18 protein-coding genes and 1 pseudogene are annotated in these 20,922 nt (G+C 57.7%); 16 read left to right on the forward strand and 3 right to left on the reverse strand.

Translation table 11 applies throughout. The features are described from left to right. Positions 1 to 14: 14 nt before the first annotated feature. Positions 15 to 470: a nucleoside deaminase gene (locus AC2FHX_RS11080; RefSeq protein ID WP_496701578.1), complete on the reverse strand. Its 456-nt coding sequence runs from the start codon at positions 468 to 470 to the stop codon at positions 15 to 17. A gap of 61 nt (positions 471 to 531) precedes the next feature. On the opposite strand from AC2FHX_RS11080, the pseudogene AC2FHX_RS11085 reads away from it, so the two are divergent. The 16 genes and pseudogenes from AC2FHX_RS11085 to AC2FHX_RS11160 all read left to right on the forward strand — a co-directional run. Then, positions 532 to 1,338 (forward strand): annotated as a pseudogene (locus AC2FHX_RS11085) (pseudouridine synthase); the annotation flags it as partial. Positions 1,339 to 1,515: 177 nt separating this feature from the next. Beyond that, positions 1,516 to 2,430 carry a 5-bromo-4-chloroindolyl phosphate hydrolysis family protein gene (locus AC2FHX_RS11090; RefSeq protein WP_496701576.1) on the forward strand — a complete coding sequence of 305 codons (915 nt, stop codon included), beginning with the start codon at positions 1,516 to 1,518 and terminating at the stop codon, positions 2,428 to 2,430. Between the two features lie 31 nt (positions 2,431 to 2,461). Continuing rightward, complete coding sequence (locus tag AC2FHX_RS11095) at positions 2,462 to 3,652, forward strand: toxic anion resistance protein (protein WP_496701574.1); 1,191 nt, start codon at positions 2,462 to 2,464, stop codon at positions 3,650 to 3,652. After that, positions 3,621 to 4,625: a DUF2927 domain-containing protein gene (locus tag AC2FHX_RS11100; RefSeq protein ID WP_496701572.1), complete on the forward strand. Its 1,005-nt coding sequence runs from the start codon at positions 3,621 to 3,623 to the stop codon at positions 4,623 to 4,625. The genes AC2FHX_RS11095 and AC2FHX_RS11100 overlap by 32 nt, the downstream gene beginning before the upstream one ends. A gap of 22 nt (positions 4,626 to 4,647) precedes the next feature. Next, on the forward strand, positions 4,648 to 5,796 hold the full coding sequence (locus AC2FHX_RS11105) for an SPFH domain-containing protein (RefSeq protein ID WP_496694759.1): 1,149 nt from the start codon (positions 4,648 to 4,650) through the stop codon (positions 5,794 to 5,796). A gap of 65 nt (positions 5,797 to 5,861) precedes the next feature. Further along, positions 5,862 to 6,353, forward strand: coding sequence for a cytochrome b (locus AC2FHX_RS11110; protein WP_496701571.1), 492 nt, complete (start codon positions 5,862 to 5,864; stop codon positions 6,351 to 6,353). A gap of 18 nt (positions 6,354 to 6,371) precedes the next feature. Continuing rightward, positions 6,372 to 7,481 carry a TFIIB-type zinc finger domain-containing protein gene (locus tag AC2FHX_RS11115; RefSeq protein WP_496701569.1) on the forward strand — a complete coding sequence of 370 codons (1,110 nt, stop codon included), beginning with the start codon at positions 6,372 to 6,374 and terminating at the stop codon, positions 7,479 to 7,481. Between the two features lie 85 nt (positions 7,482 to 7,566). Beyond that, entirely contained in the window at positions 7,567 to 8,235 is a 669-nt protein-coding gene (locus tag AC2FHX_RS11120) for a nitroreductase (protein ID WP_496701567.1), read from the forward strand. A gap of 20 nt (positions 8,236 to 8,255) precedes the next feature. After that, positions 8,256 to 8,693 (forward strand): D-aminoacyl-tRNA deacylase, encoded by a 438-nt coding sequence (gene dtd, locus AC2FHX_RS11125; RefSeq protein ID WP_496701565.1) that lies wholly within the window; start codon positions 8,256 to 8,258, stop codon positions 8,691 to 8,693. Beyond that, positions 8,693 to 9,796 (forward strand): glycerate kinase type-2 family protein, encoded by a 1,104-nt coding sequence (locus AC2FHX_RS11130; protein ID WP_496701563.1) that lies wholly within the window; start codon positions 8,693 to 8,695, stop codon positions 9,794 to 9,796. Before dtd ends, AC2FHX_RS11130 begins: the two co-directional genes overlap by 1 nt. A 51-nt stretch (positions 9,797 to 9,847) precedes the next feature. Further along, a complete protein-coding gene (locus AC2FHX_RS11135; RefSeq protein WP_496701561.1) occupies positions 9,848 to 11,839 on the forward strand; it encodes a CocE/NonD family hydrolase in 1,992 nt (663 codons plus the stop codon). Positions 11,840 to 11,964: 125 nt separating this feature from the next. Beyond that, a complete protein-coding gene (locus AC2FHX_RS11140) occupies positions 11,965 to 13,548 on the forward strand; it encodes an ABC transporter substrate-binding protein (protein ID WP_142636703.1) in 1,584 nt (527 codons plus the stop codon). A gap of 15 nt (positions 13,549 to 13,563) precedes the next feature. Beyond that, positions 13,564 to 14,520, forward strand: a complete 957-nt coding sequence (locus AC2FHX_RS11145; protein WP_496701559.1) for an ABC transporter permease — start codon at positions 13,564 to 13,566, stop codon at positions 14,518 to 14,520. Then, positions 14,520 to 15,335, forward strand: coding sequence for an ABC transporter permease (locus AC2FHX_RS11150; protein ID WP_142636698.1), 816 nt, complete (start codon positions 14,520 to 14,522; stop codon positions 15,333 to 15,335). Before AC2FHX_RS11145 ends, AC2FHX_RS11150 begins: the two co-directional genes overlap by 1 nt. Further along, positions 15,332 to 16,969, forward strand: a complete 1,638-nt coding sequence (locus AC2FHX_RS11155) for an ABC transporter ATP-binding protein (protein WP_496677699.1) — start codon at positions 15,332 to 15,334, stop codon at positions 16,967 to 16,969. Before AC2FHX_RS11150 ends, AC2FHX_RS11155 begins: the two co-directional genes overlap by 4 nt. A gap of 143 nt (positions 16,970 to 17,112) precedes the next feature. Then, positions 17,113 to 17,949, forward strand: coding sequence for an alkaline phosphatase family protein (locus AC2FHX_RS11160; protein ID WP_496690969.1), 837 nt, complete (start codon positions 17,113 to 17,115; stop codon positions 17,947 to 17,949). A 4-nt stretch (positions 17,950 to 17,953) separates the two neighbouring features. Here AC2FHX_RS11160 and AC2FHX_RS11165 read toward each other — a convergent pair whose 3' ends face one another. Further along, positions 17,954 to 18,877: an alpha/beta hydrolase gene (locus AC2FHX_RS11165; RefSeq protein WP_496693854.1), complete on the reverse strand. Its 924-nt coding sequence runs from the start codon at positions 18,875 to 18,877 to the stop codon at positions 17,954 to 17,956. 13 nt (positions 18,878 to 18,890) lie between these two features. After that, positions 18,891 to 20,780: an acyl-CoA synthetase gene (locus tag AC2FHX_RS11170; RefSeq protein WP_496701557.1), complete on the reverse strand. Its 1,890-nt coding sequence runs from the start codon at positions 20,778 to 20,780 to the stop codon at positions 18,891 to 18,893. Positions 20,781 to 20,922 lie beyond the last annotated feature (142 nt).

Below are 20,922 nucleotides of genomic sequence, written 5' to 3' on the forward strand. Positions count from 1 at the left end.
GGTCCCAACCCAGATTATTTAATGTCCCTCTTTTTGGTGAAGAATTCGCGCAGCAGGGCTTCGCAATCCTTGTCGGCAATACCGTCAAACACTTCGGGTTTATGGTGCGACTGTGGATGGGAAAACACCCGCGCCCCGTGAGCTACCCCACCCGATTTGGGATCAGAGGCCCCGTAATAGATCCGCCGAACACGAGCGGCGGCCAAAGCCGCGGCGCACATCGCGCAGGGTTCCAGTGTGACATAGATGTCGTGGTCAATCAGGCGTTCCGATCCGGTCGCAGCACAGGCGGCGCGCAGGGCCAGAATCTCGGCATGTGCGGTTGGGTCGTTCAACTCGCGTGTCTGATTGCCTGCCACGGCGACAACCCGGTCGCCCAGCACGATAGCAGCCCCTACCGGAACTTCGCCGCGTTCACCGGCTTCGCGCGCCTGCTCAAGCGCGATATCCATGTACGATTTGAACTCCATGCCTCTGACTGCATCAGAAACCTGCCTTTCGCAAGGCGGCGGGATGCGCTATGGGCTGCAAATGACTAATACCCCTCCTCCAGGCGACCGGATCGCCAAAGTCCTTGCCCGCGCTGGCGTCGCCTCGCGCCGGGAAGCGGAACGCATGATCGAAGCAGGTCGTGTGGTTGTGAACGGCAAGACGATCGACAGCCCCGCGCTGAACGTTACCGCCAAAGACAAGATCACCGTCGACGGCAAGCCGGTGTCCGAGCCGGAACCGTCACGTCTTTGGCTGTACCACAAGCCACCCGGTCTGGTTACGACGACGAAGGACGAAAAAGGCCGCGCGACGATCTTCGACAAGTTGCCCGAGGACATGCCCCGCGTCATGAGCGTCGGGCGGCTTGACCTGAACTCGGAAGGGTTGCTGTTGCTGACAAATGATGGCGGCATCAAGCGCAAGCTGGAACTTCCTGCCACCGGATGGCTGCGCAGATACCGCGTCCGTGTAAACGGGCGTCCAAAAGACGAGGATTTCGCGCCGCTCCGAAAGGGGCTGGTGATCGAGGGTGAACGGTTCCAACCGATGGATGTAACACTCGATCGGCAACAGGGCGCAAACGCCTGGCTGACCATTGGCCTGCGCGAAGGTAAAAACCGCGAAATCCGCCGCGCGATCGAGGATATCGGCTTTGCCGTGAACCGGTTGCTGCGCGTCTCGTACGGCCCGTTTCAGTTGGGCAAACTGAAACCCGGAGAGGTCGAGGAAATTCGCCGCCGGGTCATGCGTGATCAGCTTGGTCTTGAGGCTGAGCCCGAGGCTCCGGCCAAACGCCCTGCACGACCACAGCGCAAACGGCCTCCGATCGGCAAGAAATCTCGCAAATGATAAGGGTTAGACAACCTTCCCCCTAGCGCCGGGGCCGCGCATCCCCTAAGTTTTCCGCAAAGAGAAACTCAGGGAGCATCATGTCCGGGTCCGGAGTACAAAAACTGGCTTACGTGGCCTTATTGGTTCTGTTGTTCGGCGTCTGCACCGGGTTACTGGGAGGGCTGTAAGCACATGGCCAGACGCTTTGGCGGCAAATACAGCCCAAACGACTCAGATTCGTCGACAGATCAACCGGCGCGCGGTCAGTTTGATGGCGCGCGCGTAGAACCAGCTGGAGCACGGGCTAATATCCTGTTTATCCCGGCTGTTCCATTGGTGTTTCTGTCGCTGAACGACGGTGCAATCGGGATGACCATTGGACTTGTTGCCGCTGGTTTGCTGACCGGGGCGGCCTTTCTGCTGCGCGAAGGGTTGCGGGCCGAAGCGGCCTATAACGCGCGGCGCACCGCACGGCGCCCGGCAATTCCCCGCAAGATATTTTCCAGCGTTCTGACCGGCCTTGGGGCCGGGTTGGCCTCATACCGATCCGAGTTTCTCGATGCGGCAACCGTGTCTGACGCCAGCCTCATCGCCCCAGTTTTATTCGGCACCGCCGCTGCTGTGTTGCATTCCGTTTCCTTCGGCCTGGACCCTATGTCAGACAAAGGCATGGAAGGCATCGATACCTTTCAGCAGGACCGTGTCGCACGGGTAGTCGAAGACGCTGAGGCGCATCTGACCGAAATGACCGACGCCATCAAACGTGCTGGGGACCGCCGGATCGAAGCGCGGGTCGAGCGATTTCAGGAAACTGCCCGCGATTTGTTTCGCACCGTCGAAGAAGACCCGCGCGATCTGGCCGGAGCAAGAAAATACCTGACCGTCTATCTGCAGGGTGCCCGTGACGCGACGGTCAAGTTCTCGGATGTTTATGCCAGAACACGTGATGCACAGTCGCTGCAGAATTACTCGTCTCTACTGGATGACCTGGAACAGAATTTCTCTGCCAGGACCCGTAAGATGCTATTGGATGACCGCAGCGATCTGACGGTTGAAATTGACGTGCTGCGCGAACGGTTGCAGCGCGAAGGCGTTCGGTTGGACTGACCGGCCCAAAGTATACAGAGAGGATTACCCCATGTCCGAGGAAGTAAAGAACAAGGCAGTCGAAGCCGAAACGCTGGTACAGGAAGTGACCGCCGTCGCCCTGCCCGACCCCACGGCGGAAATTGTCCTTCTGAAAGAGGCCGACGAGCCTGTAGGTGCTGAAATTCGTAAACGCATGGGCGAGATCGACATGGGGAACACGAATTCCATCGTGTCCTTCGGCTCGGGTGCGCAGGCCGAGTTGCAGGAAATCAGCCAGGCGATGCTGGCAGATGTGCGCAACAAGGATGTCGGCCCGGCGGGTGACAGCCTGCGCAATATCGTGACCACGATCCGTGGTTTCTCGGTCAGCGAACTCGACGTGCGGCGCGAGCGTAGCTGGTGGGAAAAACTGTTAGGCAAGGCCGCCCCGTTCGCCAAGTTCACCGCCCAATACGAACAGGTTCAAGGCCAGATCGACCGGATCACGGATGACTTGCTTTCGCATGAACATACGCTGTTGAAGGATATCAAATCCCTGGACATCCTGTATGAAAAGACGCTGGGCTTTTATGATGAGCTGGCGCTTTACATCGCAGCCGGCGAAGAGAAGCTGACCGAGCTGGACAGTCAGGACATTCCTCAGAAAGAGGCCGAGGTTCAGGCCGCGCCCGAAGAGGATCAGGTGATGAAAGCGCAGGAGTTGCGCGATCTGCGCGCTGCCCGCGATGATCTGGAACGCCGGGTGCATGATCTGAAGCTGACGCGACAGGTCACCATGCAGTCGCTGCCCTCGATCCGTCTGGTTCAGGAAAATGACAAATCCCTGGTGACCAAGATCAACTCGACCCTGGTGAACACCGTGCCGCTCTGGGAAACCCAGCTGGCACAAGCCGTCACCATTCAGCGCAGCGCCGAGGCCGCCGCCGCCGTGCGCGATGCGAATGACCTAACCAACGACCTTCTGACCGCGAATGCCGCCAACCTGCGCGAGTCGAACAAGGTGATCCGTCAGGAAATGGAGCGCGGTGTCTTTGATATCGAGGCCGTAAAACAGGCCAATGCCGATCTGATCGGAACCATCAATGAAAGCCTGGAGATTGCGGATGAAGGCAAGGCCAAACGCGCCGCTGCCGAGCAAGAGCTGCAGAAGATGGAAACCGAACTGCGCGACACTTTGGCCGCAGCCAAAGCGCGCAAGGACGGTATCGGTGACAACGCCGGAACAGCTGTTCCGGGCTAATGGTGGATTGAAGGTGCGGTCACAGGGATATCTGAAGCCCGTATTGGGTCTGGTCGCATTGCTGGCGCTGGCCAACTGCGACGAAGCCCTGACGTCTTCGGTTGCCCCTCAACCGCGCCCCGTAGCCCCCCCAGCGCCTGCCCCTAATGCCTATGTACCTCCATCTGCGGCCAGTCAGGATCTGGCGCGGTTCTATCAGCGGGTAGAACGTGACCTGCTGACGCGTGGTATGCTGCGCAGCGATGGCGGCGGGCCGGACACTCCCTATGATGCCAGCGATCTGGAGCGCAATTTCGAGACGATTGCCTTTTTCAACGAGTATCCAGATCACGCCGTCACCGCGACCACATACTCGACCGAGGGCCAGCTTAGCCGATGGTCCGCCCCCATCCGTGTTCAGACAGAATTCGCCCCGTCTGTGTCCCCCGAAATGCGGGCAAAGGATGCCGAACAGGTCGAGATCTTTACCGCGCGGCTGTCCAAAGTGACCGGCCATCCGATGTCTGTAGTTACCCGCAAGGCAAATTTCCATGTCTTTTTCGCGGGAAAGGATGACAGTGCATACGTGGTCTCCCGCCTGAAACAGCTTGTGCCCGGTATCGATCAGCCTTTGCTTGACCTGGTTGCAAACCCGCGTTCAAATATTGACTGTTTTGTCATCGCGTCTCCGACCAACCGGTCCCTGCACCGGTTTGTTCGAGCGGTGGTGCTGATCCGTGCTGAATTGCCTGATATGCTGCGACGCAGTTGCATCCACGAAGAAATGGCGCAGGGGCTGGGACTCTCCAATGACAGCAACGCTGCGCGACCATCCATCTTTAATGATGACGATGAATTTGCGCTGCTGACCAGCCATGACGAGAAATTACTGACAATGCTCTATGACCCGCGTCTTGAGCCTGGCGTGGCTGTCGAAGACGCGCGTCCCGTGGTGCGGATCATTGCGCGCGAACTGATGGGCCAGCAGCTGTGAGCCCAAGATAAGGAGACCCCAAATGGGTATTTTCGATTTTCTGACCGGCGAGTTCATCGACGTCATCCACTGGGTCGACGACACCCGCGATACGATGGTCTGGCGGTTCGAACGCGAGGGCCATGCGATCAAATACGGCGCCAAACTGACCGTGCGCGAAGGCCAGGCGGCCGTTTTCGTGCATGAGGGGCAGCTGGCGGATGTTTTCACTCCCGGTCTCTATATGCTCGAGACCAACAATATGCCGATCCTGACGACACTGCAGCATTGGGACCATGGCTTTCAGTCTCCGTTCAAATCCGAGATTTATTTCGTCAACACGACTCGCTTCAATGACCTGAAATGGGGCACCAAGAATCCGATCATGCTGCGCGATCCGGAATTCGGACCGACCCGCATTCGCGCTTTCGGTACTTATACAACCCGGGTCAAAGACCCAGCAAAATTCATGATCGAAATCGTCGGCACCGATGGTGAGTTCACGATGGACGAGATCAGCTTTCAGGTGCGCAATATCATCGTTCAGGAATTCAGCCGGGTCATCGCAGGATCAGGCATTCCGGTTCTGGACATGGCCGCCAATACCGCCGATCTGGGCAAGTTGATCGCGGCAGAAGTGACCCCGGTCTTGGACGGGTACGGGCTGGAGATGCCTGAATTTTATATCGAGAACATCTCACTGCCACCCGCAGTTGAAGCGGCGCTGGACAAGCGGACATCGATGGGGCTGGCTGGTGATCTGGGTAAATTCACCCAGTATTCAGCCGCTGAGGCGATGACAGCCGCGGCCAACAATCCCGGTCAGGGCGGTGGCATGGGCGCTGGCCTTGGCATGGGAATGGGCATGGCCATGGCACAGCAGATGTCGAACATGGCAGCGGGTCAGCCGAGCGGTCCGTGGGGCGGTTCCGCCCCCGCTGCCCAGCAACCTGCGGCGCATACGGCGCCTCCGCCGCCTCCGCCAGTGGAACACGTCTGGCATATCGCCGTTGACGGGCAAACCAGCGGGCCATTTTCCAAGGCCAAGATGGGCCGCATGGCGACAGAGGGAGAGATCACCCGTGACACCCATGTCTGGACCGCGGGTCAGGACGGCTGGAAAAAGGCGGGTGAGGTACAGGAACTGGCACAGTTGTTCACGATCCTCCCGCCCCCCCCGCCCGGAGCCTGAAGTGACGGAAAGCTTAGGCAGCAACGTTTAACGCGTATCCGCAACCTTTCTGAAAGAGCAAACGAATGTCTACTTTGGACCGCTACTCAAAGCCCCAAATCGTATTGCACTGGCTGATCGCTGTGATCATCATCGGCGAATGGATCAGCAGCGATGGCATGGGACGGGCCCTGCACGCCCGGCTCGAGGGCAACACGGTCTGGACAGAAGGGGCCACCCCTCATGTCTGGCTTGGCTGCATCGTCTTTGCGCTGATCCTGGTCCGCATCCTTCTTCGGTGGCGACAGGGCGCGCCTGCCCCTGTCGAGGAAAGCTCGGCCCTGTTGGCGACCGCTGCGAAACTGGGACATCTGTTGCTGTATGCGCTGATGGTCGCGGTGCCAATCTTCGGCATGTTGGCCTGGTTCGGGGGAATCCATGTTGCTGGTGAGGTCCACGAAACCGTGGGCAATGCCCTGTTGTTCGTCGCATTAGGTCACGCTGCCTTTGCCATCTGGCATCATTTCATCAAACGGGACGGGGTGCTGAACCGGATGCGCCTGTCCTCTGGCCGATAACGCAAATTCGAGGCTTCAATGGCCCCTACCGACCCTAACATTGTAGACGGACACCGCTTTCCCTGCGATCAATGCGGGGCGGATTATCGGTTCAATCCCGGTGATGGTACGCTCACCTGTGACCATTGCGGTCACTCAGAGGCAATTGGCGCCGGACCGTGGGGCGGTGCCAGCCTGAAAGAGCTGGATTTCAACAGTGCGCTTTCGGATCAGCTGCCTGATGATGAGATCGAGGAAACGCGTGTTCTGATCTGCCCCAACTGCGCGGCTCAGGTTGAATTCGACCCGGCCACGCATGCAGCCGAATGCCCCTTTTGCGCAACCCCGGTGGTCACCGATACCGGCATCAGCCGTCATATCAAACCCCGCGGTGTGCTGCCTTTTGCGCTGGATGAGCGCACGGCGCATAAAGCGATGGGAGACTGGCTGGGACGGTTATGGTTCGCCCCAAACGGGTTGAAGGATTATGCCCGCAAAGGGCGCAAGATGCAGGGTATCTATGTTCCATACTGGACCTTCGATGCGGATACGAAATCCACATATCGGGGCGAGCGCGGCATAGTTTACTATGAAACACGCAGTGTCATGCGCGATGGCAAGCGTGTACAGCAAAGGGTCGCCAAGGTGAGATGGTCCCCGAAATCGGGCCGGGTCGCACGGTTCTTTGATGACGTTCTTGTTCTGGCCTCTCAGTCTTTGCCCAAGAAATATACCGACGCGCTGGAACCCTGGGATTTACCCGCGTTGGAGCCATACCAGCCTGAATACCTCGCCGGTTTCCGGGCCGAGGCCTATACGGTCGAACTGAATGACGGCTACACCGAGGCCCGCGCACATATGTCCCGCGTGATCGAACGGGATGTACGCTTTGATATTGGTGGCGACCGGCAGCGCGTTCATGCGGTTGAGACCGATGTGCGGGATGTGACCTTCAAGCATGTCCTCCTGCCGATCTGGATGGCCGCCTACAAATATCGGGGGCAGACGTACAGGTTTGTAGTAAACGGCCGCACCGGGCGCGTTCAGGGGGAACGTCCCTGGTCAGCGCTCAAGATCTCTGTCGCCGTGTGCCTTGGCCTTTTGGTAGCTGCCGGTGTTGGCTACATGGTGGCAACCGGTCAGCAATGACGTGACCGGCTAACCGCATCAGCACTTGAACATCCGCCAGTCTGACCTCATCCTGCGCCCTGTCAACGCCGATGGGGAGGCCTGTGTGACACTATCCGCTCTGAACAATCTACTGGATCAACGGCATTCCTGCCGCGCCTTCCTTTCTGACCCGGTGCCAAAGGATCAGATTAATCAGATCCTGACCAGCGCAGCCAGCGTTCCAAGCTGGTGCAATGCGCAGCCCTGGAACGTGACCATCACCAGCGGGCCAGAGACCGATAAGTTTCGGAAGGCTCTGCAGGATGAGGTAACCGCGGACACGCCATCCCCGGACCTGCCCTTTCCTGCCTCCTATTCGGGCATCTACCAGGAACGCCGCCGTGAATGCGGCTGGGCCCTTTACGAAGCCGTTGGCGTTGAACGCGGAGATCGCGCCGGGTCCACCCGGCAGATGATGGAGAATTTCGCCCTTTTCGGAGCGCCCCATTGTGCAATCATATCCAGCCCAACGGAACTCGGCGCTTATGGCGCGATGGATTGTGGTGGCTTTGTTACGGCCTTCACCCTGGCGGCGCAGGCTCTGGGCATAGCGACAATTCCGCAGGCCGCAGTGGCCAGCTATGGCCCTTTTCTGCACCGATATTTCAATATCCCGGATGACCGTCTGATCCTATGTGCGATCTCTTTCGGCTATGCAGACAAAGACCACCCGGCCAACGGGTTTAGAACCAGTCGCGCCGCGCCCGACGCGTTTGTCGACTGGATCGGCTGAACATCAACAGGAGGAACCAGATGCGCACGCTGTTGCAGAGGGTCTCGCAGGCAAAAGTCTCGGTCGAGGGTGCGGTGATCGGGCAAACCGGTCCGGGCCTGCTGATACTGGTTTGCGCGATGCAGGGGGATGACGACCAAAAGGCTGAACAGCTAGCTGCCAAAGTCTCAAAGCTGCGGATATTCAAGGATGAGGCCGGCAAGATGAACCGGTCAGTTCTGGATATCGGCGGCTCGGCCCTTGTGATCAGTCAGTTCACCCTTGCCGCTGATACCTCGCGCGGGAACCGCCCGGGGTTTTCTGAAGCGGCACCGCCAGAGGTTGGAAAGCGCTTGTATGAGACCTTCGCCCAACGGCTGAGCGGCCTTGGTGTCCCCGTCGAGACCGGTCAATTCGGGGCGGATATGGCCGTCGAACTGGTCAATGACGGCCCGGTCACGATCTGGGTCGAAAGCTGATGGAGCAAAGGCAAAAGGCAACCCGAATATGGCAGGCCGGAGTCGACGCGGTTAGTGGATATGCGGCGACGTTAACGGCGCTGAATGATATCGAGGCGCCCGACCAAATTTTAGCTGTCGGCAAAGCTGCGGCGGCGATGACCCGCGCAGCGCTGGACCATTTCGGCCCCCTCCCCGCGCTGGTTGTCACCAAAGATGGCCACGGGGACGCCCTGCCTGACCATGTCAGGGTGATCGAGGCCTCTCATCCCGTTCCTGATATCCGCAGTCTGCAAGCGGGCCGCGAACTGCGTGAGATGGTCCAGTCGATGGGATCGTCTTCGCATTTGCTGCTGCTGGCTTCGGGCGGGGCCTCGTCTTTGGCCGAGGACCTTGTAGCTGGCAAAACGCTGGCGAATCTGGAGCAGTTGAACCGAAAACTGCTGTCGGAAGGGTTGAATATCTCTGAAATGAACGCCGAACGGCGCAAACTGTCCCAAATCAAAGGGTCTGGCCTGTTGGCCCAGTTCAAAGGAGCGAAGGCGACTGTACTGGCGATTTCCGATGTGCCCGGCGATGACCTGAACGTTATCGGATCGGGCATTGGCGCACTTCCTGAGCCGCGCGATTTTCAGGGAGTTGCTCGCATCGTTGCATCGAACAAGCATGCCCGTGCTGCCGCCGTCCGACAGGCCATGGCCGAGGGCGCACCCGTTTTAGCGAATGAGGAATGCCTGCACGATGACCTGAAAAGCATAGCAGCCCGTTTGGGGCCACAGCTGCGCAATATGCCCGAAGGCGTCATGGTTTTCGGTGGAGAGCCAACTGTCGTGCTGCCCAGAAATCCAGGCAAGGGTGGGCGCAATCAGGCCCTCGCTTTAGCGTTGGCCAGAGAAATCGCGGGTATTGCTGGGCTGACGCTGCTTGTCGGGGGCACCGACGGCACCGACGGGCCGACCCAGGCCGCGGGGGCGATTGTTGACGGGACCACCTGGGGCGATGGTGCGGAAAAGGCGCTGCGGGATGCTGACAGCGGCAGCTATCTGGAACGCGTAAATGCTCTTTTCGTCACCGGACCGACCGGTACCAACGTAATGGACCTTATTGTCGCAATCCGAAGCTGATTTGACGATTTTCACCTGCACCAAAACCTTTTTGGCCCCGAGACTGACCGAATGAATCCAGCCGACAATTCGCTACTCGACATCGAAGACCTGCCAGATATCGGCATTCGCATGCCGGATGGGTGCCGGCTTTCAGCCCGGATATGGAAGCCGTCGAATGCAGAAAGCCACCCTGTACCTGCCATTCTGGAGTTCCTGCCCTATCGCAAACGCGACGGCACTGCGACACGAGACGCCCTGACCCATCCATGGTTTGCCAAGCGCGGCTACGCCTGCACCCGCGTGGACATGCGCGGCAATGGTGACAGCGAAGGGCTGATGGAGGATGAGTATACCCAGCAGGAACTGGACGATGCAGTTGCAACTATCGAGTGGCTGGCGCAGCAACCGTGGTGTTCTGGTTCTGTAGGCATGATGGGGATCAGTTGGGGCGGTTTCAATGCATTGCAGGTGGCGGCACTACAGCCAGAGGCGCTGAAGGCGATTATCACGCTGTGCTCGACCGCCGACCGGTATGCGGACGACATCCACTACAAGGGTGGCTGCCTGCTGAACGAAAATCTCGGCTGGGGTGCGACCATGTGGTCTTATTCATCGCGCGCTCCCGATCCGGCCCTGCGTCCGAACTGGCGCGAGCTGTGGCTGGACCGCCTTGAGAACGAGCCCTTTCTGCCCTCTGTCTGGTTGCGCCATCAGACGCGAGATGACTATTGGCGTCACGGGTCAGTCTGCGAGGATTTCAGCGCTATCCGGGCGGCGACTTTGGCTGTTGGCGGCTGGGGTGATGCCTATAAGAATACGGTGCCTTTATTGGTTGAACAGCTTGATTCTCCGGTCAAGGGGATCGTCGGACCTTGGGTTCACAAGTATCCGCATTTTGCTGTTCCGGAGCCCCGAATCGGATTTCTGCAAGAAGCCCTGCGTTGGTGGGACCATTGGTTGAAAGGCCAGGATACTGGCGTCGACCAGGAACCCGACTATCGCGCCTATCTTATGGATGGGGTACGCCCCCAGCGCTGGTACAAGGAACGGCCCGGTTGCTGGATAACCGAGGATAAAGGCGCGACCTCGCATCTTCCTATTCAAACTCTGAATATCTCTAATGCTGGGCTGGACCAACCCGGACCGCTGGACATGTGCATCCGATCCCCCCAGACCTGCGGGATGGAAGGTGGAGAATACTGCGCCATCTGGTTGGGGCCGGATATGCCGGGCGATCAGCGTGTGGATGATGCATTTTCGGCCTGCTTCGACAGCGCCCCACTGGCCAATGATTTGAACATCGTGGGCGCGCCGCAAATATGCCTGCACATCAGTGCCGACCGTCCCCATGCCCAGATGGCCGTGCGCTTGAATCACGTCCATCCCGATGGGGCAACAACACGCATAACATACGGTGTCCTTAACCTGTGCCATCGCGATACCCATTCGCAACCGACCGAATTGGTCCCTGGCAAGGTTTACGAGGTCACGCTGGATCTGGACCATATCGCTTATCGGGTGCCAAAGGGACACCACTTGCGGATTGCGGTATCCAGCGCCTATTGGCCGCTGATCTGGCCTTCGCCCGAGTCTGCAGAACTGCATCTGACCGAAGGCCAAATCAAGCTGCCCATCCGTCACGCGGCTAGCGAGGCATATGTATTCCTTCCCCCGGATGCCGAGGCCGCACACGACATCACGACTGTCCGAGACAGCCGGAACTCTCGACAGGTCGAAACTGACATGAATTCGGGGGAAACTCATCTGATTATAGAAGATGACTTTGGCCTTGTTACAGACAACCACCACGGCCTGACACATGGCGGAACAGCCTTTGAACGTTGGTCGATTCGCCCTGATGATCCGTTATCTGCACGCGGATATTGCCATTGGACACAAGAGATAATCCGTGACGGCACGGAGCTGCGTACAGAAACATCTTGCGAAATGTGGTCAGACGCCGGAAACTTCTACCTCTGTGCTGAACTCAAGGCATTTGAAAACGGCAGTTTGGTATTTTCAAAGACTAAGGAGGATACCGTACCGCGTAATCATATGTGAAATTCAAGCAGGTCTGAGCCGGACTTTTTTCTTGCTCGACCAACCGAATTGCGCCTAACTTGACTGGCGCGTCAATAAAAAAACCCGTCAGGGGCTGACGAGATAAATCACTGGGAGATATCTGAATGAACGAACAAATCACTCACATGGCCAAGCAGGTTACAGCTGGCAAGCTGACCCGCCGCGAATTTATGGGGAAAGCTGCAGCACTTGGTGTGTCTGCTGCGATGGCCAGCACAATGTTTGCCGATGCTGCACGCGCGGCTGGCCCGAAAAAGGGCGGTGATCTGAAATTTGGCCTGCAGGGCGGGGAATCCACCAACTCGCTTGACCCGGCCACCTATGCCAGCTCGGTTCCGTTCCAGAACGGCAAGCAGTTCGGCGACCAACTGGTCGAGGTTGCGCCCGATGGATCGATCGAACCGCGCCTTGCAGAAAGCGTCGAAGGCAGCGCGGATGCCAGGGTCTGGACCTTCAAACTGCGTCAGGGCGTGGAATTCCACAACGGCAAGACCATGACCAGCGAAGACGTGCTGAAAACCATGGAGCGTCACTCGAACGAGGATTCCCAATCCGGTGCTCTGGGAATCATGCGCGGCATCGAATCGATGAAGGCTGATGGCGACAATTTCCAGGTTACGCTGAATGAACCAAATGCCGACCTGCCCTATCTGATGGCAGACTATCATCTGATCATCCAGCCGGATGGCGGCATGGAAGATCCTGGCGCAGGGGTTGGCACCGGCCCTTACCAAGTGGAAGTCAACGAACCCGGCGTCCGCCACGTGTTCAAAAAGTTCGCCAACCACTGGAGCGATTACGGCAATTTCGACAGCGTCGAAGTGGTTGTTATCAATGACGCTACCGCCCGGACCGCCGCGCTGCAATCCGGTCAGGTCCACGCGATCAACCGGGTTGAGCCCAAGATTGCTGATCTGCTAGGTCGCGCACCGAACCTGACTGTGCATTCAACCGCAGGCCGTGGCCACTATGTGTTTATCATGCATTGCGACACGGCACCGTTTGATAACAATGAACTGCGTTTGGCCCTGAAACACGCGATTAACCGTCAGGATCTGGTCGACAAGGTTCTGCGTGGCTATGGCTCGATTGGGAATGACATGCCGATCAACGCGGCCTACCCGCTGTTTGACGGTTCGATCCCGCAGCGTGAATTCAGCATCGAAAAAGCAGCTGAGCATTACAAGAAGTCGGGTCATGACGGCTCGCCAATCATTCTGCAGGTCGCTGATGGCGCCTTCCCTGGTGCAGTGGACGCGGCCGCCCTGTTCCAGCAGACCGCGGCTCAGGCTGGTATCCCGCTGGAAATCAAGCGTGAACCCAACGATGGTTACTGGTCCGAGGTTTGGAACGTACAGCCGTTCTGCGCCTCGTACTGGGGTGGCCGTCCGGTGCAGGACCAGATGTATTCGACCGCGTATCTGTCGACCGCAGACTGGAACGACACGCGGTTCAAGGTTCCGGCCTTTGACGAGATGCTGTTTGCAGCCCGCGCCGAGCTGGACAATGACAAGCGCAAAGACATCTACAAACAGATGGGCATGATGGTCCGCGACGAAGGCGGCGTAATCTGCCCGATGTTCAATGATTTCGTCGAAGGTGTCAGCAATCAGCTGGAAGGTTGGGAAAGCGACCCGACCCAAGAGATGATGAACGGCAACATGTCCCGCAAGATGTGGTTCTCCTGATAAGGACCACGGATCATGCATCCTATCATCAAATTGGTTTCCCAGCGCCTTGCGCTGGGACTCCTATTGCTGTTTGGCGCTTCGGCCCTGATTTTTGGCCTGACCGAAGCCCTGCCCGGAGACGCCGCGCAAGCCGTCCTGGGACAGTCCGCAACTCCTGAGGCTCTTGCTAACTTACGTGAGGAAATGGGGCTGAACCGCCCTGCCCTGACCCGATACGCCGAATGGCTGGGCGGGATCATTCAAGGCGATCTGGGCCAATCGATGACCAACAAACTGGATATCGCTGAAAGCATCGGCAAGCGCCTGGGCAACACGCTGTTCCTGGCTTGTGCCGCCGCCGTCGTCTCCGTACCACTCGCTATCTTCCTTGGCTTGTTGGCCGTCCGCTATCGCAACCGCATGCCGGACAAATTGATCTCGGCTGTGACCTTGACCACGGTTTCGATCCCCGAATTCCTGATCGGCTACGTGATTATCTATTTCGTTTCCGTAAAACTGGGCTGGTTTTCCTCGCTTGCGATGATCAACGATTCGATGTCCTTCGGTGAAAAGCTCTATGCAATCGCCTTGCCGGCCTTTGTGCTGACGCTGGTGGTATTGGCACAGATGATGCGGATGACCCGCGCCGCAATCCTAAACCTGATGCAGTCGGCCTATATCGAAACGGCTGAGCTGAAAGGTTTGTCCAGTTTTCAGGTCATCGCGCGACATGCCTTCCCCAACGCGATTTCGCCCATTGTCAACGTTGTTATGCTGAACCTGGCCTATCTGGTCGTGGGCGTCGTCGTGGTCGAAGTGGTGTTCGTTTACCCTGGCATGGGGCAATATCTTGTGGACTCGGTGACCAAGCGTGACGTGCCTGTGGTTCTGGCCTGCGGCGTTGTCTTCGCTGCGGTCTATATCGGGCTGAACATGGTTGCCGATATCGTGTCCATCCTTGCCAATCCAAGACTGAGGCACCCGAAATGATGAAGAATCTTCCTATTTCGGCCATGATCGGTCTGTTTTTCACCGGGCTGTACTTTTTCGTGGCGCTCGCCGCACCTCTGATCGCTCCTTACGGCATGGCCGAGGTGGTCGGTGATGTCTGGGAACCGTCCAGTGCCAAACACCTGTTGGGTACGGACAATATAGGGCGCGATCTGCTAACTCGCATGATCTATGGCGGGCGCACGACCATCTTTATCGCTGCTGCTGCCACAATCCTCAGCTTTGCCACCGGCACCACGCTGGGATTGCTGGCCGCTGTTCTTGGTGGCTGGGCCGATCAGGTCCTCAGCCGAGCGGTTGACCTGGTCATGTCGATCCCGACACTGATCCTGGCGCTGGTCATTCTGGCGATTGTCCCGGTGACTGTCCCGATCCTGATCCTGGTGATGGGCCTGCTGGATGCCACACGCCCCTATCGCCTGTCGCGATCAGTCGCTGTGGATATCAATGTGATGGACTATGTTGAGGCTGCCAAGCTGCGCGGTGAGGGTCGTATCTGGATCATCTTCCGGGAAATCCTTCCCAATGCTCTGTCGCCTCTGGTGGCCGAGTTCGGATTGCGGTTCATCTTTATGGTTCTGTTTATCTCGACCCTCTCGTTCCTGGGTCTGGGCGTCCAACCGCCGCTGGCGGATTGGGGTGGAATCGTGAAGGAAAACAAAGACGGTATCGTCTATGGCATCGGCGCGGCGCTATATCCGGCTGTTGCCATCGCGACCCTCGCCATCTCGGTCAACCTTGTTGCTGACTGGGTCCTGAACCGTACCACATCGCTGAAAGGAGGCCGGGGATGAGTGATACCCTTCTCAAGGTCCGCGACCTCAAAATCGGCGCGACCGTCTATCCACCGGGTGAAAAACCCCATGATATCGAAATCGTGCACGGGGTCAGCTTTGACCTTGAACGCGGCAAGGTGTTGGGGCTGATCGGTGAATCCGGGGCCGGTAAATCCACCATTGGTCTGGCCTCAATGGCCTATGGCCGTGGTGGTGTTGAACTCACCGGCGGAGAGGTTTGGGTTAACGGGCGCGATATCCTGAAAACCCCGCATAGCGATATCCGCAATCTGCGCGGAGGCGAAGTAGCATATGTTTCGCAATCCGCCGCAGCATCGTTCAACCCAGCCAAGAAGATCATGGATCAGGTGATCGAAGCCGCGGTGGAGCACAAGAAGTTTTCGCGTAAAGAGGCCGAAGCCCGCGCGCGGGAACTGTTCGCCAAGCTGGGGCTTCCCGATCCGGACAATATTGGTGATCGCTATCCGCACCAAGTTTCGGGCGGTCAGCTACAGCGGTGTATGACAGCGCTGGCGCTTTGTCCTGAGCCTGATCTGGTGGTGTTCGACGAACCGACAACTGCGCTGGATGTGACCACCCAGATCGATGTTCTGATGGCCATTAAGGAAGCCATTCGTGATACCGGCGTTGCCGCGCTCTATATCACCCACGATCTGGCAGTCGTTGCGCAAGTCAGCGACGACATCATGGTTCTGCGCATGGGTAACACGGTCGAGTACGGCAACACCGATCAGATCATCAACAACCCGCAGGAAGAGTATACCAAGGCGCTGGTCTCGGTCCGCTCCATCGAACATGAAGAAAAGAAGCCAACTTCCGAACCAGTGCTGACAGTTGACGGGATCACTGCGCGCTATAAGGGGCTGAATTTCGACGTGCTGCACAACGTCAATGTCGAGCTCCATCCGGGCCAAACATTAGCGGTTGTGGGCGAATCCGGTTCTGGCAAGTCCACGCTGGCACGGGTGATCACCGGGCTGCTTCCACCGCGCGATGGCGAGATCAATTTCGCCGGACGCAAGCTCAGTGGCGATCTGAAGGGCCGCAGCCGTGAAGACCTGCGTGAGTTGCAGATGATTTATCAGATGGCAGACGTGGCGATGAACCCGCGTCAGACCGTCGGCACTATCATCGGGCGCCCGCTGGAGTTCTACTTCGGTATGCGCGGCGCGGAAAAACGCAAGCGGATCGTGGAACTGCTGGATGAGATCGAGCTGGGCGAAAAATACATGGACCGCTATCCGGCGGAACTGTCTGGCGGCCAGAAACAGCGTGTTTGCATTGCGCGTTCATTGGCGGCCAAGCCCAAGATGATCATCTGTGACGAGGTCACCTCGGCGCTGGATCCGCTAGTCGCGGATGGTATCCTCAAACTGCTGCTGGACCTGCAAAAGATCGAGGATGTGGCCTATCTGTTCATCACCCACGATCTGGCAACAGTGCGCGCGATCAGCGACAGTATTGCGGTGATGTATCAGGGCCGAGTCGTCCGCTACGGCCCCAAGTCGCAGGTGCTGAGCCCACCGTTTGACGACTATACCGACCTACTGCTCAGCTCTGTCCCCGAAATGCATCTGGGCTGGCTGGAAGAGGTCGTCGCCCACCGCAAAATGGAAAGCGCCGGGAACTGATCCCGGCCCTTCCTGTAAGTTTATGAAATCCCGGCGCCATTCGATCAAGGTGTCGGGATTTTGCCATTTGGGGCGGGATCAGGCAGCCAGACCGCACCGAATCTTTTAGGGTCGGCTGAAGCAATCTGAAAAAGGGTCAGAGCATGGACCGCAAACTTCTCCTCATCATTCTGGACGGTGTTCCATGGCGCAATTTCCGTCGTTTGTTCGGCAATCTGGAAGGCTGGGTCGACACCGGCGAGGCGCGCGTTTGGAAGAAGCGCGCTGTGCTGCCGTCAATCTCGGCAAGCTGCTATGCCTCGATCCATACCGGTGTTACACCGCAGGAGCATGGCTGTACCGGCAATGGCAACGTGTTCCGCCTGAGTCAGAAGGACATCTTCAGCCAAGTGCGCGAAGCCGGCGGCGTGACTGGGGCTGTGGCCCACAGCTTCTGGTCGCAATTTTTTAATCGCCATCCATTCGACTATGTCCGCGATGTTGAATACGACGAGCCCAACAGCAAAACGATCAATCATGGTCGGTTCCACACGATGACAGGCTATGGCAAAGCCAACCAGATGACGCCCTGTGACGTCGATCTGTTCGCGACGCTGACAAATCTCTGCCTACGCCATGGCTTGGACTATGGATTGCTGCATACCAGCACTTTGGACAGCATGGGTCACAGATTCTTTCATGAATGTGAAGAGATGGACCATGCCTGTTTCGTGATGGACGAAATGCTGGCCCCGTTTATCCCGCGCTGGCGGCAGTTGGGTTACGACGTCATCGTCACCGCAGATCACGGCCAGGACGATCGTGGCCATCACGGTGGGCGTGGCGCATTGCAGCAGGAAACCGCGCTGTATTACTTCGGTGACGCCGAAGGCCCCGATGCGGACGCTGTGATCGACCAGCTACAACTGGCGCCCACGATTCTGGGCCGTTTGGGTGCCCCGGTTGCCGAAACCATGAAGGGTCAGCCCTTCTTGAAGTAGGGGATCAGTCGTAGGGCCAGATCTGCTGGCCCAACGCCTCTATCGCCACCGAGATCCTCTCGAAGCTGTCCGCCGCACGTTTGACCATGGTGCGCGCCCGCAGATAGCCGTGCACAAGGCCGGGTTCATTGATGCAATGAGCCTGCCCACCTGCAGCCCTGATCTGCTCGCAATAGATCGCACCATCATCACGTAAGGGATCACAATCTGCAGTTACCACCACGGTTGGGGGCAGCCCCGAGAAATCCGTGTCATGCAATGGAGCGAAGGTCGGGTCGTTTTCCGGCACATCTCCACCACAGCGCACCTTCTCGTAAAAACTTACATCCTCCAGCGTCAGCAAAGGCGCATGGGCATGTTCCTTATAGGAACCACGGGATGAATCTCCGCCCAAGCCTGGATAGATGAGGACCTGACCAAGAAGATTGTCGAACTGCGTCCGTCCGTGCTGTGAAACTGCGGCGGCCAGATTTCCACCCGCGCTGTCGCCCGCCAGAACGAAAGGGTCCTGGAACTCTTGCACCGCCCAGTTGGTTGCAGCCCAACTATCGTGAAACTGGGCAGGATGAATATGTTCGGGGCTCAGGCGGTAATCCACGGCAATCACCCGATACCCAGTTTGTGCACAAAGTTCGGCACAGACATCGTCGTGACTGTCCAGCCCGCCGACGACAAACCCGCCGCCGTGGAAATAGATCACCGTCCGGCTTGGATTGCCTGCGGTGTAAATGCGAACAGGCACGCCATCGGCGCGCCTGTCTTCTGTTTCAACACCCATTGGGCGAGGTTGGCGAAAATCCTTGCACATTACGTCATAGACGCCGCGCTGATCTTCGATCGACAATTCGACCGCGTCATCAGGATAGCTTTCAGCCGTTCGTCTTATGAACGCCCAGGTTTCTTCATCGATCAGACGTTCATAGTCCATAGCCCCTCCGCGATCAGGCAGCCCACTCCCATGGCCGGGTGAACGATCCCAGCACTTTGCTGACATCGTCGTCCGAGGAACCGTTGGCGTCAAGCTGCGCGACAAGTCCGCGCTTTTTATCATCCAGAACCGAAACCACACGCGCAGCAACGCCTGCGTCTTCAAGCGCACCATTGTAGATGCGTGTGATCGCCTGCTTACGTAGCTCGGGCTTAAAGACTTTGCCCACTGCCGTCTTGGGCAGTTCGTCCAGAATGGTCATGTGCTTAGGTTGCGCGGCACGCTCGTGAACGTGAACTCTGCAGTATTCCATCAGCTCCTGCTCTGTCACACTGGCCCCAGAGACCAGTTCGACAAAGGCACAGGGCACTTCACCCGCATGGGCGTCTGGTTGACCGATCGCACCGGCAAATGCCACGGCTTCATGCCCCAACAGCGCCTCTTCGATCTCGGCCGGGTCGATATTGTGCCCGCCGCGAATGATCAAATCCTTGGCACGACCGGTGATCCACAAATAGCCATCATCGTCAAACCGGCCCAAATCACCGGTGCGCAGATATTTGTCATAGTGGAACAGGCCCACGTTCTTTTCGACCTCTGTATACGTGTTGCCCGCAAATACGCCGGGGTTCGAGATACAGATCTCACCAATCTGATCAGTTCCACATTCGGTCGGACCGTCGGGCCCATCCTGCAGGATTTTCACATCCGTATAAGGGAACGGAACGCCAATCGAACCGATCTTCTTTTCGCCATCCACCGGGTTGCACGACACAAGGCAGGTGGCTTCGGTCAGGCCATAGCCTTCGACTATAGTGACGCCGGTGGCCTCTTCAAAGCGACGAAACAGTTCAACCGGCAAAGGAGCCGAGCCTGAGAAGGCCGTTTTCACTGACGAGATATCAGCGTCGACAGGGCGCTGCATTTTGGCAGAGATCGCTGTCGGAACCGTGATGATAAAGCTGACTTTCCAACGCTCGATCAGTTTCCAGAAATTGTCGAAAACGCCATCCCCGCGATATCCTTGAGGCGTCGGGAAGACCACATGCGCACCCGAACTCACCGCAGCCATGACGATCACATGCACAGCAAAGACGTGGAACATGGGCAGTGGGCACATGACCACATCGTTTTCGTCGAACAACAAGGTGCCACCACACCAGCCATTATAGATCAGGCCGGAATATTTGTGTTGTGCAACCTTGGGCATGCCGGTTGTACCACCAGTATGGAAATAGCACGCAACACGGTCTGATTTACTGTCTTCGAATGTCAGTGTCTTGGACTGTTTCGCCAGCTCTTTACTGAAATTCAAATAGTCCGCATGAGCCAATTTAGCCTTGTCGCCCATTTTGGGACGCACAAGGGGGACGATCCACGATTTCGGAGGCGTCAGATAGCGATTCAGGTCGATTTCCAGAATTGTGTTCACACCGGGCGCGTGGCGTACGGCCTCTTCCACCTTCTGTGCAACATCGGCTTTGGGAAATGACTTTAGCGTCACAACAACCTTGGCTTTCGTCTCGCGCAAAATTGCTGCGATTTGCTCGGGCTCCAACAACGGGTTGATCGGGTTCACGATCCCTGCGACGGCCCCTCCCATAAGGGTCACCAGAGTTTCGTTGCAGTTGGGCAGAACATAGGCCACCACATCGTTTTCACCGATACCCAGAGATCTGAAAAGATTGGCGGCCTGATTGACCTTACCCAGCAGATCAGACCACGTCAGTGTCTCGGCCTTATCGGTTGGGCCGGAAAACAGCTGAAAGCTAATGGCCTTGTGGTCGGGGAACTTGGCCGCCGTTCGAGAAAGTAACTGATGAAAGGTTACCGGTACGTCTCGATCCTCCCACGGCATTTCATTTTCTATTCTTGCCTTATCGTCTAATCCCGCGAATGCCATTAGTTCCTCCCTGTACTTTTACTGCGTCACGCGCAGGCTCTCATCTAGGATGAAAGTAAAACCCGCTCATGTGCAAGTAAGGGCTTAACGGCAGAACAACCCAGAATGTAGAATGACGCTGGGGCGCAAAACAAAATATCTC

It is taken from the genome of Ruegeria sp. CDSC042 (assembly GCF_059610745.1).

Coding starts and splice junctions, on each gene's coding strand:
- AC2FHX_RS11140 (WP_142636703.1), top strand. CDS start 11,965: ATGAACGAACAAATCACTCACATGGCCAAGCAGGTTACAGCTGGCAAG.
- AC2FHX_RS11165 (WP_496693854.1), bottom strand. CDS start 18,877: ATGGACTATGAACGTCTGATCGATGAAGAAACCTGGGCGTTCATAAGA.
- AC2FHX_RS11170 (WP_496701557.1), bottom strand. CDS start 20,780: ATGGCATTCGCGGGATTAGACGATAAGGCAAGAATAGAAAATGAAATG.
- AC2FHX_RS11095 (WP_496701574.1), top strand. CDS start 2,462: ATGTCCGAGGAAGTAAAGAACAAGGCAGTCGAAGCCGAAACGCTGGTA.
- AC2FHX_RS11135 (WP_496701561.1), top strand. CDS start 9,848: ATGAATCCAGCCGACAATTCGCTACTCGACATCGAAGACCTGCCAGAT.
- AC2FHX_RS11105 (WP_496694759.1), top strand. CDS start 4,648: ATGGGTATTTTCGATTTTCTGACCGGCGAGTTCATCGACGTCATCCAC.
- AC2FHX_RS11145 (WP_496701559.1), top strand. CDS start 13,564: ATGCATCCTATCATCAAATTGGTTTCCCAGCGCCTTGCGCTGGGACTC.
- AC2FHX_RS11115 (WP_496701569.1), top strand. CDS start 6,372: ATGGCCCCTACCGACCCTAACATTGTAGACGGACACCGCTTTCCCTGC.
- dtd (WP_496701565.1), top strand. CDS start 8,256: ATGCGCACGCTGTTGCAGAGGGTCTCGCAGGCAAAAGTCTCGGTCGAG.
- AC2FHX_RS11110 (WP_496701571.1), top strand. CDS start 5,862: ATGTCTACTTTGGACCGCTACTCAAAGCCCCAAATCGTATTGCACTGG.
- AC2FHX_RS11160 (WP_496690969.1), top strand. CDS start 17,113: ATGGACCGCAAACTTCTCCTCATCATTCTGGACGGTGTTCCATGGCGC.
- AC2FHX_RS11130 (WP_496701563.1), top strand. CDS start 8,693: ATGGAGCAAAGGCAAAAGGCAACCCGAATATGGCAGGCCGGAGTCGAC.
- AC2FHX_RS11080 (WP_496701578.1), bottom strand. CDS start 470: ATGGAGTTCAAATCGTACATGGATATCGCGCTTGAGCAGGCGCGCGAA.
- AC2FHX_RS11150 (WP_142636698.1), top strand. CDS start 14,520: ATGAAGAATCTTCCTATTTCGGCCATGATCGGTCTGTTTTTCACCGGG.
- AC2FHX_RS11090 (WP_496701576.1), top strand. CDS start 1,516: ATGGCCAGACGCTTTGGCGGCAAATACAGCCCAAACGACTCAGATTCG.
- AC2FHX_RS11155 (WP_496677699.1), top strand. CDS start 15,332: ATGAGTGATACCCTTCTCAAGGTCCGCGACCTCAAAATCGGCGCGACC.